The organism is Paraburkholderia sp. UCT31 (genome assembly GCF_014397655.1).
Classification (GTDB): Bacteria; Pseudomonadota; Gammaproteobacteria; order Burkholderiales; family Burkholderiaceae; genus Paraburkholderia; species Paraburkholderia tuberum.
Genome location: NZ_VZQP01000028.1, coordinates 13,810 through 29,023 on the forward strand (window position 1 = coordinate 13,810; position 15,214 = coordinate 29,023).

The 15,214-nt window shown below is 63.5% G+C and carries 12 protein-coding genes; 8 read left to right on the forward strand and 4 right to left on the reverse strand.

Annotated features, from left to right (window positions below):
• Positions 1-231: 231 nt before the first annotated feature.
• From F6X40_RS23000 to F6X40_RS23020, 5 genes are read left to right on the forward strand one after another with little or no spacing between them, the layout of a single operon-like run.
• Positions 232-2,610: an ATP-binding protein gene (locus F6X40_RS23000; protein ID WP_187629332.1), complete on the forward strand. Its 2,379-nt coding sequence runs from the start codon at positions 232-234 to the stop codon at positions 2,608-2,610.
• Positions 2,611-2,665: 55 nt separating this feature from the next.
• On the forward strand, positions 2,666-3,379 hold the full coding sequence (locus tag F6X40_RS23005) for a methyl-accepting chemotaxis protein (RefSeq protein WP_222946138.1): 714 nt from the start codon (positions 2,666-2,668) through the stop codon (positions 3,377-3,379).
• The gene (locus F6X40_RS23010; protein ID WP_187629334.1) at positions 3,376-3,915 is read left to right on the forward strand and encodes a hypothetical protein; all 540 of its coding nucleotides are present in this window, start codon (positions 3,376-3,378) and stop codon (positions 3,913-3,915) included. Before F6X40_RS23005 ends, F6X40_RS23010 begins: the two co-directional genes overlap by 4 nt.
• Positions 3,916-3,948: 33 nt before the next feature.
• Positions 3,949-4,929, forward strand: a complete 981-nt coding sequence (locus F6X40_RS23015; RefSeq protein ID WP_187629335.1) for a chemotaxis protein CheX — start codon at positions 3,949-3,951, stop codon at positions 4,927-4,929.
• A 31-nt stretch (positions 4,930-4,960) separates the two neighbouring features.
• Positions 4,961-5,326, forward strand: coding sequence for a response regulator (locus F6X40_RS23020; protein ID WP_018418019.1), 366 nt, complete (start codon positions 4,961-4,963; stop codon positions 5,324-5,326).
• A gap of 42 nt (positions 5,327-5,368) precedes the next feature.
• Here the strand turns inward: F6X40_RS23020 and gmd are convergent, their stop codons facing one another.
• The 4 genes from gmd to F6X40_RS23040 form a co-directional block, all read right to left on the reverse strand.
• A complete protein-coding gene (gene gmd, locus F6X40_RS23025) occupies positions 5,369-6,412 on the reverse strand; it encodes a GDP-mannose 4,6-dehydratase (RefSeq protein WP_184043711.1) in 1,044 nt (347 codons plus the stop codon).
• A gap of 56 nt (positions 6,413-6,468) precedes the next feature.
• Positions 6,469-7,218 carry an SGNH/GDSL hydrolase family protein gene (locus F6X40_RS23030; protein ID WP_187629336.1) on the reverse strand — a complete coding sequence of 250 codons (750 nt, stop codon included), beginning with the start codon at positions 7,216-7,218 and terminating at the stop codon, positions 6,469-6,471.
• The gene (locus tag F6X40_RS23035) at positions 7,215-8,297 is read right to left on the reverse strand and encodes an acyltransferase family protein (RefSeq protein ID WP_184063451.1); all 1,083 of its coding nucleotides are present in this window, start codon (positions 8,295-8,297) and stop codon (positions 7,215-7,217) included. Before F6X40_RS23035 ends, F6X40_RS23030 begins: the two co-directional genes overlap by 4 nt.
• 317 nt (positions 8,298-8,614) lie before the next feature.
• Entirely contained in the window at positions 8,615-8,821 is a 207-nt protein-coding gene (locus F6X40_RS23040) for a hypothetical protein (RefSeq protein ID WP_187629337.1), read from the reverse strand.
• A 33-nt stretch (positions 8,822-8,854) separates the two neighbouring features.
• Here F6X40_RS23040 and F6X40_RS23045 point away from each other — a divergent pair, with 33 nt between their 5' ends.
• The 3 genes from F6X40_RS23045 (at position 8,855) to F6X40_RS23055 (ending at position 15,035) form a co-directional block, all read left to right on the forward strand.
• Positions 8,855-11,056: a hypothetical protein gene (locus F6X40_RS23045; RefSeq protein WP_187629338.1), complete on the forward strand. Its 2,202-nt coding sequence runs from the start codon at positions 8,855-8,857 to the stop codon at positions 11,054-11,056.
• Between the two features lie 62 nt (positions 11,057-11,118).
• The gene (locus tag F6X40_RS23050) at positions 11,119-12,585 is read left to right on the forward strand and encodes a flippase (RefSeq protein ID WP_184063444.1); all 1,467 of its coding nucleotides are present in this window, start codon (positions 11,119-11,121) and stop codon (positions 12,583-12,585) included.
• Positions 12,582-15,035: a glycosyltransferase family 4 protein gene (locus F6X40_RS23055; protein WP_187629339.1), complete on the forward strand. Its 2,454-nt coding sequence runs from the start codon at positions 12,582-12,584 to the stop codon at positions 15,033-15,035. The genes F6X40_RS23050 and F6X40_RS23055 overlap by 4 nt, the downstream gene beginning before the upstream one ends.
• Positions 15,036-15,214 lie beyond the last annotated feature (179 nt).

Below are 15,214 nucleotides of genomic sequence, written 5' to 3' on the forward strand. Positions count from 1 at the left end.
ACAGGCCAAAAATAACGGCACTTTTCTGTTGAACTTGAGCCCGGATCAGCCCTTGGCCGCGATTTTCCGACCTTATTTTTCAAATCCCTGAAACGTGGCGCCCGGCGTCGACTTCGTCACGTTGACGTCACACATCCGCGACGATAATCCCCGCGCCCGATAGTACAAAAACACACGGGCGTCCCGCCAGAAAGCGGGGACCTTGTATTTTCAGATCTCGGGGATTTTCAGATGACCATCCGCCACCGCATCACGCTTCTCGTCATTCTGATGCTTGTCGCGCTATCCGCCATTGGCGGATACGCTGTGCTTCAGACCCGCAACAGCGCCGCCAACGTCAGGCAGGTCACCCAGGGCGTCGTGCCGAGCGCGCTCGCGTCGGCAGACCTCGTATCGCAGGTCAAGGACGTGCAGCTCGCGATGATGACGCTCGTCTATGCGCCTGACGCGAACATGGTCTCGCAGGCTCAAGACCTGCTGAAGAGCAAGGAAGCGTCGTTGCAGGCGGCGCTCGACGTGCAGGCGAAGGCCGCGCAAGGTCAGGCCCAAACCGGGCTCGTGAGCCAGGCGCGCGACAGCCTCGCGAATTATTTCAACGCGGTCAACGACACCGCGAAGATGAAGGCCGACGGCAAGAACGAACTGGCGCAGGCCTATCTGTTCGCGAACGTCGCGCAATACCGCGATGAACTCGAAGGCATCGTCGAGACGCTGCGGATCGAAAAGAACCGCCAGAAAGATGCCGCGATCGACGCACTGAACAGCGCGCTCGCCACCACGACGACGGCGATCGGCGCCGCGACCGGCGCGGCCATCGTCGTGCTGTTGCTGATCAGTGCGCTGCTGTATCGCCAGATCACCCGGCCGCTGAGCCGCATGCAGGTGGAGATGAGCGAGATCGCGGCGAGCCAGGACTTCACGCGCCGCGTGCCGGTCGGACGCATGGACGAGATCGGTCATTCGATCGTCGCGTTCAACGGCATGATCGAGAAGATCCAGCAGAGCTCGCTGCAACTGAAGCAGAAGACCGCCGATATCCAGGCGATGCTGCAAAACATGCAGCAGGGGATTCTGACGGTGGTCGAAGGCGTGGTCGTGCATCCGGAGTACTCCGCCTATCTCGAGGCCATCTTCGAGACGCGCGAGATTGCGGGCCGTCCGTTGCTCGATCTCGTGTTCGGCGGCACCGGGATCAACAGCGATGCGCTCTCGCAGATCGAAGCGGCGCTGCAGGCATGCATCGGTGAAGACAGCATGAACTTCGAGTTCAATCAGCACCTGCTCGTCAACGAGATCGCCAAGCCGATGGCCGATGGCCGCGTGAAGACGCTCGACCTGAGCTGGTCGGCGATCACCGACGAACACGACGTCGTGCTGCGTTTGATGCTGTGCGTGCGCGACGTGACCGAACTGCGCGCGCTCGCCGCCGAGGCCGGCGAACAGAAGCGCCGGCTGGAAATGATCGGCGAGATTCTCGCGGTGAGTCAGGAGAAGTTCCATCACTTCGTCGAAAGCGCGACGGGCTTCATCAGCGAGAACGAACGGATCATCCGTCAGCATCACGAGCCGAGTCACGAAGCCGTCGCCGAGCTGTTCCGCAACATGCACACGGTCAAGGGCAATGCGCGCACGTACAGCCTTCAGCATCTGACCGGCATCGTCCACGAAACCGAACAGCGCTACGACGCATTGCGCCGCGCTGACAGCAGCGAAGCGTGGGACCAGCAGCTTCTGATCGAGGATCTGCAGCGCGTGAAGGCCGCGCTCGACACCTACGCGACGATCAACGAAGTGAGCCTCGGCCGCAAGGGGCCGGGCCAGAGCGGCGCGGTGGATCGCTACCTGATGGTCGATCGCGAGTTGATCCAGAAGCAGCTGGATCTGCTCGACAGCGCCGATCCGGCCGACCGGGACGCGCTCGTGTCGATGCGCGAATCGTTGCAGCGCGAACTGCGCCTGTTGGGCACCGAATCGGTCTACGAAGCGCTCGCGGGCGTGCTCGACTCGCTGCCGTCTCTGGCGGCCGAACTCGGCAAGGAGGCGCCGGTCGTCAGCATCGACAACAACGGCTACCGCGTGCGCAGCGAGGTCAGCCATACGCTGCGCAATGTGTTCACGCACCTGCTGCGCAACTCGGTCGACCACGGCATCGAGCCTGCCGCCGAGCGTGTCGCGAACGGCAAGGACGCCGCCGGCGTCATCGAACTGGAAGTGGACGTCGACCATCACGCGCTGCAGATCACCATCAGCGACGACGGCCGCGGTCTCGCGCTCGCGAAAATCCGTGGGGCCGCGATCGAACGCGGCTGGATCGACGCCGATGCGGCGCTCAGCGACGAAGCGATTGCCGAGATGATTTTCCGTTCCGGCTTCTCGACCGCGCAGACCGTCAGCGAGATTTCGGGCCGCGGCGTCGGCATGGATGCCGTGCGCGATTTCGTGCGGCGCGAGCATGGCCGCATCGAATTGCGTTTGACCGACGATCGTCGCGGCGCGGACTATCGCCGCTTTCAGACCGTCGTGTCGTTCCCCGAGGACTGGGCGGTGGACAGTCTCGAAGCGTCCGCCGATGCAGCGCGCGAGCGTGACGCGGATGCGTTAGCAGGCTGACGGCCTGATGGATTGAACGAAGCGATGGGAGCAGGTTGTGCTTGAAAGTTATCTTTTGGCCGCAGGCGTTGGCGGTATCCTCTGTGCACTCGCGACGGGAATTTTTTATCGTCGGAAGCTTCGCGCGGGTGCGCAGGCGCAGCGTGTCGACGCGCTCGCGCGGCAGGCCCTCGAGCAGCAACTCGACGCGGCGGTCCGGCTCGGCGAGCAGGCCAACAGCGAGCGCGCCGCACTGGAGGCGATGCTCGCCGATCTGCGCGCGCAAGCCGGGCAGTGCGCGCACGATCGCGAAGCGTTGCAGGCGTCGCTCGACGCCGCGAGTTCGCGAAGCGACGAATGGCTGCAGCATGCGACGCGGATCGCGCACGAGGCGGGCCGTCTGAAGACGCTGACCATCACGTTCGAGCGTTGGCACGAGCAGATGATTTCGCTGATGTCGCAGAACCGCGACATGCACAAGAAGAACCAGGAGCTGTCGTCGATCGTGCAGCACGTGCTGATCGTTTCGCTGAATGCGTCGATCGAAGCGGCGCGCGCCGGCACCGCGGGTCGCGGCTTTTCGATCGTCGCGGGCGAAGTGCGCTCGCTGGCGTCGCGCTCGCAGGAGTTGTCGAAGAGCTATCGCGAGAGCCTGCATCGCAACGACCTGACGACAACGGCGACGTTCCAGGACATCCAGGCCGGCGGCAAGATGATCACGGCGTCGCTCGGCGGCGTCGAAGTGCTGGCGACCCAGTTCCAATCCCGGCTCGAGCAGGCCGCGGCGTGATTACCGATCAGGCGAAGCAAAGCATCGCGGACATCTTCTGTCACGCGGCCCGCGCGAGATTGCCCGCGACGCCGGGCGATTCGTGCGAGATCACGGCGGTGCCGAGGTGGGATCGCGATCATCCGGCCGGACCTTGCGCGATGGCGTTGACGATCTCGTCGATCGGCTTTCGTCTGCTGTTCGTGCTGCATTTCGGCAAGGACGACGCGACGCACGCCTACTACGCCAGCGGCGACGCGACGCGTTCGCTGTCGGAAACGCTGATGGAACTCGGCAACCTGTGCTGCGGCTACATGAACCAGCAACTGGTCAATCATTTCCCCGATCTTGGCATGTCGACGCCGTATGAATTGAACAGCGCCTGTGTCGAGTATCTGGACGAGTTGCGGCCCGATCACGTGTGGGCGTACGAGCTGACGATCGGCGGTGCGGCCCGGCTGGGTGTCACGTTATGTCTATGCGCGCAGGCGCCCCTCGATTTCAAGGCTGAACTCGCCACGGCCGACGAGGCCGAAGGCGAACTCGAACTTTTCTAGCCCCTCAACACTGCACTCGCAGACTGAAACACGATGAATACCAGCAAGCCCGTCAGCAAGGTGCTCGTGCTCGACGACTGTCCGGCACACGCGCAGGCGCTGAAGCTTTTTTTCGACGAACACAACCTGATCGCACTGAAGGTGCGCGACAGCAACCGCCTCGGCTCGGTACTGGCCACCAATATCGATCTCGGCGGCGTTCTGCTGGCGGATAACTACGGCGGATCGGTCGAGCAGGCGACGACGACCGCCGCGCGCATCAATGCCTTGCGCCCCGAACTGCCGGTGATCCTGCGTTCGAGCGGCCACGCGCCGCTCGAACGGCTTCCGAAGCCGTTGACGAACGCGGCATGCGCGCATTTCAATGCCGCCGATCTGACGGCGCTGCGTGAAGCCGTCGATCGATACATCTTCAGCCTCGACTTCCCGAACGCGCTCGTGCGCGGTATCGCGGAGATCACGCAAGCGCGGCTCGCCACGTTGTTCGACGGCGTCACGGTGCAACGCGACACGCCCAGTATCGTGCGCGATCGAATCATCTTCGGCGAGGTCTTCAGCCTGATTCCGCTCGAAGGCAGCTGGTGTCGCGGCTATATGTTGATGCAGGCCGAAGAGGAGCCGCTGCTCGGCATGATCGATCGCGATCGCGCGGCACGCGACCCCGGCATGGACGCGGGGCAACCGGGATTTCGCGATCTGAACGACGTGCTCGGCGAATTGACCAATCTGATCTGGGGAGCGTTCAAAAACCGCTTCCTCGGTCAGCAGAACGCTCGCGAAGCAAGTCAGGTGCAGGTGCCACTGCTGGTCAATCACAAGCATCGCTACATCTCGTTCGGCTCGGACAATCCGCAGTTGCGGTTTCAATATCGATTGAGCGACGCCGCGAGCGGACAGTCGGTGTCGATCGACCAGCGCTTCGTTTTCAACCTGAGCTGGTCACCCGAAGATTTTTCTGAAAACGCGGTGGATGTCGACGATCTCGTCGAGTCCGGCGAACTCGATCTGTTTTGATACGACGCGTCGGTGACGCAAGGGAATGGTTATGGCAAAGATTCTGGTGGTGGACGATTCGAGCACGGTGCGCGATGAAGTCGCGGGTTTTCTGGCGAAAAACGGTCTCGACGTCGCGACGGCCATCGACGGCAAGGATGGCCTTGCGAAGCTGAAAACGGATTCGAATATCCGCCTGATCGTCAGCGACGTGAACATGCCGAACATGGACGGCCTGACGATGGTCGAAAAAATCCGCGGCGAACTCGCGAACAAGACCGTCAACGTGATCATGCTGACGACCGAAAGCAGCCCCGCGATGAAGGAGCGCGGCAAGGCCGCCGGCGTGAAGGGCTGGATCGTCAAGCCGTTCAAGGGCGATGCGGTGCTGGAGACGTTCCGGAAACTGGCGGGTTGACGGGGCCGTGTGCGGCGAGCCCCGCCGCACACGGATGCCGTGTTAGAACGTCTCGTGGTGCTCGTTGCGCGCGATGTCCGCCTGCACCATCATCTGGCAAAGCTGTTCGAGCGAGGTTTGCGGTTGCCAGCCGAGCGTGTCGCGCGCCTTGTCCGCGCAGCCGATCAGCAGGTCCACTTCGGCCGGCCGATAGAACTTCGGATTGACGCGCACGAGCGTCTTGCCGGTCGCCACGTCGATGCCGGTCTCGCGCTCGTCCTTGCCCGCCCATTCCAGCTGATAGCCGGCCGCCGTAAACGCCATGCGCACGAAATCGCGAACCGTTTCGGTGCGGCCGGTCGCGAGCACGAAGGTGTCGGGCGCGTCGGCCTGCAGCATGCGCCACATGCCCTCGACGTATTCGAGTGCGAAGCCCCAGTCGCGCTGCGCGCTCAGGTTGCCGAGTTCGAGCACGTCCTGCTTGCCGAGCTTGATCTTCGCGACCGTGTCCGAGATCTTGCGCGTGACGAATTCGCGGCCACGTAGCGGCGATTCGTGATTGAACAGAATGCCGCTGCTCGCGAACAGGTCGTACGACTCGCGATAGTTGATCGTCGACCAGTGCGCGAACAGCTTCGCGACGCCATACGGGCTGCGCGGATAGAACGGCGTGCTTTCGCGTTGCGGCACCGCCTGCACGAGGCCGAACATCTCGGAGGTCGACGCCTGGTAGAAGCGTGTCTTCGGGCTCAGGATACGCAGGCCTTCGAGCAGATTCAGCGCGCCGACGCCGGTCACTTCGGCGGTGGTCACCGGCTGGTCGAACGACACGCCGACGAAGCTCTGCGCGGCGAGGTTGTACAGCTCGTCGGCCTGCGTGCCGTCGAGCAGGCGCAGCGTCGAGCCGAGGTCGGTGAGGTCGTGTTCGACGAGACGCAGATTCGGATGATCGAGCACGCCAAGCTCACGCATGCGCCAGAAGTTGACCGAACTCGTGCGCCGGTAGGTGCCGGTCACGTGATAGCCCTTGTCGAGCAGCAGCCGGGTCAGATAGGCGCCGTCCTGTCCGGATACGCCGGTGATGATCGCTTTGCGTGGTTGGCTCATAGCTTGCCTTCTAGTTTGTGAGAGAAAAGAGAACGGAACGCGCCTAGGGGCCTGGCTCAATGCGCGTTGTCCAGCAGCCGCCGCACCAACGGTTCGACGACCCGATAATCCTGTTCGGCCTTCAGCCGGTACAACTCCGGCTTTGGATGCGCGCCGTCCGACATCAGCGACTTCCAGTCGGGCAGGCTGCTCACATACGCGTATTGATCGACGAGCGGCACCTGCTGTTCGGCTGCCACGCGTCGCGTCATCGCTATCATCGCGGCGAGCCGGGCGTTGAGCCGGTCATCGGGCATCGGGTTCGAGGTCTGCAAAACAGGCTCCTTGCCGAGCGCTCGCGCGGTTTGCACGAGCGACGTCTCGGCCGCGTAAAACTGCTCGGGCGTCTGGTTGTGCATCACTTCGTTGATGCCGTAGTTGATCAACACGATCCGCGCGGGCGAGGCGGCGAGACGTTCGCGCCACGGCAGTCCCGCCGTCGGCCCCGCGCGACGATTGCCGGTGCCGTCGCGCAACTGCCAGGCCATCGTGCCGCCGACGCCGTAGTTCGTGACGCGCACGCGCTCGCCGTCATGCGCCTGCAACGCTTGCTGCAGATACGTGACGGCGTTGCGGGCTTGCGGGCCGCAGTGGCCATCGCTGCAGGTGATGCCGAGCGTGGTCGAGTCGCCGTAAGCGTCGATCAGCAGTTGCGTCGGCGATGACGCTGCCGGCCCGGCCACGGCCGCGCGCGTTGTCGGCGCGATCAGCATCAGCGCCGACACGACACCCAGCACGTGGGCAGCAACAACGGCCAGGCGGGTCATGCGCGGCCTTGCGGTGCTTGCCGTGCAACGTTGGCGCCGGCGCGGGTCGTCGCTCTTGACCCGCGCGCGCCGAAAATCAGGCGCTTCTCGAATGCGAACCACGTGATGCTCGCGTACACGAGCGTGATAGCGAGCGCGATCGCGGCGCTCAGATAGCGATTCAGATGCAGCGGCCACACCATGTACAGCACGCTCAGGTGGATCAGATAGATCGTGTAGCTGATGGTGCCGATATAAACGAGCACGCGATTGCACAACAGCCGCTTCACGATGCCCTTGCTCTGCAGCGCGATCACGACGATCGATGTACACAGCACCAGCGACACGCTATACAGCCCGGCATTCGACAACGGCGTATTCGCTGCGCGAAAACGCGGGTAGTGCAGATGCAGCCATGCCAGCACCGCAAGCGCGGCCAGAGCGCCGAGCACCGCGAGTCCCTTGAACGGTTCGAGCGCATTGCGATCGCGCCGCACGGCAACCGCGAGCAGCGCGCCGGCCGCGAGCAGATCCATGCGGAACGGCGTCAGGTAGTAGATCGGCCAGAACGAATCGAACCACGGCGTCGCGAGCGCGCGCAGCAGCGGCACCAGAACGATCAGCGCGGCCGCCACCAGCCCAAGCAGACGCTCGGGCACGAGCAGGATCACGAACGGCCAGAAGATATAAAACTGCTCCTCGACCGCGAGCGACCACAGCACGTTGAGGCTGTCATGACCGCTTTGATTGAGCGCATCGCCGATATTGGTCGCGAAGAACGCGTACCAGTACCAGTGCTGCGCCCACGCGAGGCCGAACAGCAGCGACGACACGGCCATCAGCAGCAGGTACGGCGGCAGGATGCGGCGCGCGCGCCGCGCATAGAAATAGCTGAAATACGACTGCTGGCGCGACTTGCGATCGAGCAGGATGCCGCTGATCAGAAAGCCGCTCAAAACGAAGAACAGATCGACGCCCATCCATAGCGGCGCTTTCAACGCGTGCTGCGCGAACACCGCGAGCACGGCGATCGCGCGCAGACCGTCGAGCTGCACGATGCGGGAATGGGAGGGCGCGAGGGGCAATGCGCTGGCTGTCATGAACCGTCCATGGTGTAAAGCGGATGGGCCGGGCGAAGGGCCGCGCGGTTCGCCACGGATTGCCAGCGAACAGGCGCGCGCTTCGCGTCGCAACTGAAGTGCAATCGATTCTAGGGAAAAGAAACTCGAGAAAAAATCCGTTGGAATGGGCTAATTGAATCAGATTGAAACAGGGTATTTCTTTGGCCATTATAGAAAGATTTATATGCTTGTGGTGAGCATCGGGCAATCCGTAATAAATGCGCATTGCGGGATATCACATCGGTAGGAAAGGGAGATCGTCGCGACAGAGGCGACTGACGGCGAGGCTTGCACTTTTATCGATTTTTAAAATCGTTTCTTTTTGCGACGTATAAGCGGACGAATATTTTTGAATTATTTTCGATTTTCGTCGCCGCATTTTTTCCGCGTAACTTAGCCGTGCGGACGGCTGCCTTCAGGCGCCGCGCTTCAATCGGTTGCGCTTCGTTTCGCTTTGCCACATCACTGAATTTCGCCCCGAGCGGGCGCAGGTCCGCGTGCATCGCGTTGACCGGACATCGACTGGAGGTTCCGCCTTGCGCCGTATCACGTTCAAAAGCTGGTTCGCCCTGACGGCCTGCGCTGCCGGCGTCGTCGCCGCATCGGCCAGTCTGCCGGCTCGCGCCGAAACCGCTTTGAACGCGAAGACCTCATGGATCGGCAACAGCTTCGGCTTTGGCGATGGCACATGGACGCAGATCGATATCACCGCGATCGCGGTCACGCCCGACGGCAAGGTCTATACGAACGCGCCGTGGGACGAAAGCGGCGCTGAAGCGAGCGTCTATCAGGACGGCAAGATGCTCGGCTTCGCGGGCGGCACGCATGGCTGGGGCAACGCCGGCGGCAATGCGATCGCGGTCAACCGCAAATATGCATTCGTTGCGATCGCGGTCGGCAATGAGAAGGGGCATCTGGTCGAGCCGGGCGTGTGGCCGGACAAAGGCAAGCAATGGTTTGGTATCTCGCGGCGCCTGATCGACGAGCCGAAGCGCGTGGCACCGTTTCAGCCCGCGGCTAAAAACGCGGACCCGCACGCGCAGCTCGCGGCCGGCTTCCGGATGATGAACGAAGTGCCGACCGGCACGAACGCCGAGATCGGCGGGCTCGCCGCGAACGACACGACGCTGTTCGCGGCCAATACCGCGCGCAATCGCATCGAAGTCTACGATGCCGAATCGATGCAGCAGAAAGCGACGTGGAACGTGCACGAGCCTGGACGTATCGCGCTCGCGCCCGACGGCACGCTATGGGTGCTCAGCGGCACGCGCGGCGATCGCGCGCCGGGTATCGAGCATTACACGGCGACCGGTCAGCGCATCGACGAGACCATCACGCTGCCGGCCGATACGGTCGCGGTCGACCTCGCCGTCGATGCGCAAGGCCGCCTCCTGATCGCCGATAACGGTCCGCGCCAGCAGGTGCTGTTCTTCACGAAGCGCGACGGCCGCTACACGGAGTCGGGCACGCTCGGCGAGCGCGGCGGCATTTTCAGCGGCGTCGCGGGCAAGCCCGGACCGTTGCGATTCAACGGGTTGACCGGCGTGGGTGTCGATGCGCGCGGCAACGTGTACGTGTCGACCAATGGCATCGGTCCGCGTTACGAGCCGATCGGCGCGGGCCTCGGCGCGACGCTCGAAAGTTATGCGCCGAACGGCAAGCGCAACTGGCAGGTCGAGGGACTGCTGTTCGTCGACGGCGCGTGGATCGATCCGGCCCGGCCCGACAGCGTCTATACCGGCAACAAGCGCTTCGAACTCGATTTGTCGAAGCCGTCTGGACAGGACTGGAAATACGCGGGCTTCCTGTCGAATCGGTTCAAGTACCCGGACGATCCGGTGTGCCATACCGACCAGTATCCGGGTCTGCCGATCGCGCGGCGGTTGAAGGGGCACACGTTCCTCTATCTGACCGACATGTATGCGGATCATCTGAAGATCTATCGCTTCGATCCGCAGCATGACGGCGAGACCGCGATTCCCTCGGGATTTATCGCAGGTCGCGAGCGCGCGGTCGCGAAGGTGCCGAATGCGCCGCCGGGCGGTGACTGGATCTGGCGCGACACGAATGGCGACGGGCGCTTCGATCGCGACGAATACGCGCTGAACACGAGCGGCACGAAGCTCGCCGGCGGCTGGGGCTGGTGGGTCGATATGGCCGGCGACATCTGGCGTACCCGGGATACGAAGGGCATCTATCGCTTCCGTTTCGGCGGACTCGACGCGAAGGGCAACCCGGTCTACTCGTACTCGAACCTGACGCAGTACCCGGTGCCGGCACCGTTCAGCGAACTGCATCGCGCGATCTATGAATCGGACACCGACACGATGTACGTGAGCGGCTATACGGCCGATATGCCGACCGCGCAGGGCTTCTGGAAGGAAGTGGGGCGCGTGCTGGTGCGCTACGACAAGTGGTCGAGCGGCAAGCCGGTGCAGCGCTACGCGATCACGCTGCCGTGGCAGACGCAGAGCAAGCCCATCGCGACGATCATCGGCGTCACGGTCGAGGGGCAATACGTGTTCGGCGTCGAGCCGGTCGGCGCGGTGCACGTGTGGGACAAGGACAGCGGCAAGGAACTCGGCGTGATCCGGCCGGGCCCCGAAGTGGGCCGCGCGTCGGGTTGGGTCGACGTGCCGAACGGTATCAGCGCGACGAAGCGCGGCGATGGCGAGTACCTCGTGTTCGTCGAGGAAGACGCGCGCGGCAAGGTGCTGATGTATCGCTGGAAGCCTTGAGGTGCGTTGGCCTCGCTGACGCAGCCCCGCACGCAATCTAACCGCAAAACCGAAGGGATTCGATGGACAAAGGCATTCTCAGGAACGTGGCGATCAACTTTTTCGGGCTCGTGCTGCCGACGTTCGTATCGCTCGTGACCGTGCCGTCGTATATCCGGCTGCTCGGCGTGGAGCGCTACGGTGTGATCAGTCTCGTGTGGACGCTGATCGGCTACTTCGGGATTCTCGATCTCGGCATGAGCATGGCCGCGCAGAACCATATTTCGAAGGCGCGCGCGTCGGGCGATCAGCAGGAAAGCGCGCGCGTGTTCTGGAGCGCGACGTGGCTCAATCTGACGACCGGCGTGGTGGGCGGTCTGATCATCTACTTCGGCGCGTTCCTGTACACCGCGTATTTCACGAAGGTATCGCCCGAGCTGCAGCACGAAGTCTATATGGCGCTGCCGTGGCTCGCGGTCGCGATTCCGATCGCGAACGTGTCGTGGGTGTTCGCGGGCGCGATCAATGGCGCGGAACGCTTCGGCGTCTACAACACGAACCAGACCATCGGCACGTTCCTGTTCCAGCTGCTGCCGCTCGGTGCCGCGTTGTGGCTCGGCGCGACTTTGCAGAACGTACTCGCCGCGGCAGTCGTCGCGCGGATTCTCGCGGCATTGCTGCTCGGCCGCTACGCGCTGAAAGTGCTTGAAATACGCAGCATTCAGCCGCCGCGGCTCGGCGTCGCAAAGGGGCTGTTCAACTTCGGCGGCTGGATGCTGATCGCGAGCGTGACGACGATGGTCGCCGATTCGCTCGATCGCGTAATGCTCGGTTCACGGCTCGGCGCGCGTTTCGTCACGTACTACACGGTGCCGCAGAACCTCGTCACGCGTCTGAACATCGTGCCGACCGCGCTGGTGCGCACGCTGTTTCCGCGGCTTTCCGCAGTCGGCCGCGCCGACGCCGACACGATCACGCAGCAATCGCTCGAATTTCTGAACGGCGTGTTCACGCCGGTCGCGCTCGTCGCGATGCTGGTGCTCGAACCGTTCCTGCATCTGTGGGTCGGCAACGAGATCGCGACGGTCGCGGCGCCCGTGGGCCGCATCATGATCGTCGCCGTGTGGCTCGTCGGCCAGGCGAACGTGACGCGCATCCTGATTCAGTCACAGGTCAATCCAGCCACCGCCGCGCGCATCGGCCTCGTCGAGTTGCCGCTTTTCGCCGGCGCGTTGTGGCTCGGTATCACGCATTTCGGGCTGACTGGCGCGGCGGTCGCGGTCGCTGCCCGCGCGCTGTTCGACTACGCGGTGCTGCTGCGTTTCGCCGCGATCCGCGCGCGCCAGATCGTGCTCGACATGCTCGCCCATCTCGCCTTCCTGCTCGCCAGCCTGTGGCTCGCCAGCTTCCTGCCGAGCCTCGCGCTCGCGATCGCCGCCGGTGTGCTGATGGTCGGCGCGAACGTCGCGTGGTCGATCACGATGACGCCCGCCTTGCGCAATCTTGCGCGTTCACTGCTATTGCGACTGAATCCGAGGAAAAGCGCATGAATCACGACGTCCTTGAAAAAAAACTGTTGAGGCCCGCGACGCGCAGCGCGCTCGACGAACTGACGAGCGTGCCCGGCATCCAGCCGGCACCGCGCCGTACCGCACCGCGCGCGAGCAAAAGCGTGCGCATCGCGATCGTGCACGACTGGCTCGTCACCTACGCGGGCGCGGAGAAAGTGCTCGAGCAGATCATCGCGTGCTTTCCCGATGCGGATCTGTTCAGCCTCGTGGACTTTCTCGACGATCGCAGCTTCCTGCGCGGCAAGCCGGTGACGACGTCGTTCATCCAGAAGTTGCCGCTCGCGCGCAGCAAGTACCGCTCGTATCTGCCGCTGATGCCGCTCGCGATCGAGCAGCTCGACGTGTCGGCGTACGACGTCGTGATCTCGAGCAGTCACGCGGTCGCCAAGGGCGTTCTGACTGGTCCCGATCAGGTGCATATCAGCTACGTGCATTCGCCGATCCGCTATGCGTGGGATTTGCAGCATCAGTATCTGCAGCAGTCGAAGCTGACCAACGGCCCGAAGTCGGCGCTGGCGCGGCTGATTCTGCATTACATGCGCAACTGGGATATCCGCACGTCCAACTCGGTCGACGGCTTCGTCGCGAACTCGGCGTTCATCGCGCGACGCATCAAGAAGGTGTATCAGCGCGACGCACAGGTGATCTTCCCGCCGGTCGATGTCGAGGCGTTCACGCTGTGCACGGAGAAGGAAGACTTTTATCTGACCGCCTCGCGCATGGTGCCGTACAAGAAAATCGATCTGATCGTCGAGGCGTTCGCGCGGATGCCCGAGCGCAAGCTCGTCGTGATCGGCGACGGACCCGACATGGCGAAGATCCGCGCGAAGGCGGGGCCGAACGTCGAGATCATGGGCTATCAACCGTTCGAGGTGCTGAAGGACCGCATGAGCCGCGCGAAGGCATTCGTGTTCGCGGCCGAAGAGGACTTCGGCATTTCGGTGGTCGAGGCGCAGGCTTGCGGCACGCCGGTGATCGCGTACGGCAAAGGCGGGGCGCTCGAAACGGTGCGCGATCTGTCGGAGCCGAAGCCGACCGGCATGTTCTTCGATGAACAGGATACCGACTCGATCATCGCTGCCGTGAATCGTTTCGACGAGCTTCGGCACCGGTTCCTGCCGGAGAATTGCCGCGGCAACACCGAGCAGTTTTCGGCCGCGCATTTCCGCGAGCGCTTTTTCTCGCAGGTGCGCGCGGCGGTGCCCGCGTTGCGCACGGCGACGCTGCCGGCCTATACGCCGTATCGGCCGGCCGTGCAGGGCGCCGCGAACGTGCCGCGCATTCTCGCCGTCGATCAGAGCGGCGTGCTCGGCGGCGCCGAACTGTCGCTGCTCGAAATCGTCAAGGCGCTGCGCTCGCGCATCGAGGTCGTGCTGTTCGACGACGGGCCGTTCAACACCGCACTCGCGAAAACCGGCGTCGAGGTCACTGTACTCGATGCCGGCGCGCTCAAAAATGTGCGCAAGCAGGGCGGTTCGATGCCGAAAGGTCAGGCGTTGAAGGGACTTATCTCGCTCGTGCGTGCCACCGCGAAACGCGCGCGCAAGGTGGATGTGATCTACGCGAACACGCAGCGTGCGATGGTGATCGGCGCCGTGGCCGGCAAGCTCGCGAGACGGCCGGTGGTCTGGCATTTGCGCGACATCGTCAGCGCCGAGCATTTCGGCGGCAAGCAGCTTGCGATCATCAAGTGGTGCGCGCGGCTCGGCCTCACGCACGTGATCGCCAATTCGGCTGCGTCGGCGCAGGCGTTTGCGGAGCTCACGCGGTTCGACAGCAAGCGCATCGACGTCGTGTTCAATGGGATCGCCGCGGAACCGTTCGACGCATTGCGCACGGTGCCGCAAGCGGTGCTGCGCGAGCGCCTGAGTCTGCCGCGCGACGCGTTTCTCGTCGGCTCGTTCAGCCGGCTTGCGCGTTGGAAGGGACAACATGTGCTGCTCGAAGCGATGGTGCTCAATCCGCAGATGCATGCAGTGCTGGTCGGCGCGGCGCTGTTCGGCGAGGACCAGTACGAGAGCGAACTGCGCGCCTTCGTCGCCGCGCAAAAGCTTGGCGAGCGCGTGCATTTTCTCGGCTTCCAGCACGATATTCCGGCCTGCATGTGCGCGGTCGATGCGGTCGTGCATACGTCGATCACCCCGGAGCCGTTCGGTCGCGTGATCGTCGAGGGGATGCTCGCGCAGCGGCCGGTCGTGGCGTCGCGCGCAGGCGGCGTGCTCGAAATCATCGACGACTACGAGAACGGCGTGCTGTGTACGCCGGGCGACGCGCATGCGCTCGCCGATACGCTCGCCGAATTGCGCTCGAACGGCGACTTGCGCGACAAACTGGTCAGGAACGGCTATCGGACCGCGCAGGAGCGCTTCGGCACGCGCAGCTATGTGGATGGGGTTGCGCAGATTCTGACCGGCGTGGCAGCGCGGTGACGAGGTGATTTTTACGCGAGGGTAGACGAGGGCTTGGCCAGTCCTTGCTTGGCGTAGCGGAGCGAAAGTCTCGAACGACTTTCGCTCCGTTTTTTTTATTGCCCCGACCGGCATCGATTCCTGACGGTAAAGGTGGCTCAACGCCGCCCTTTTTGTTGAACCGCGATTGCGGAAATATG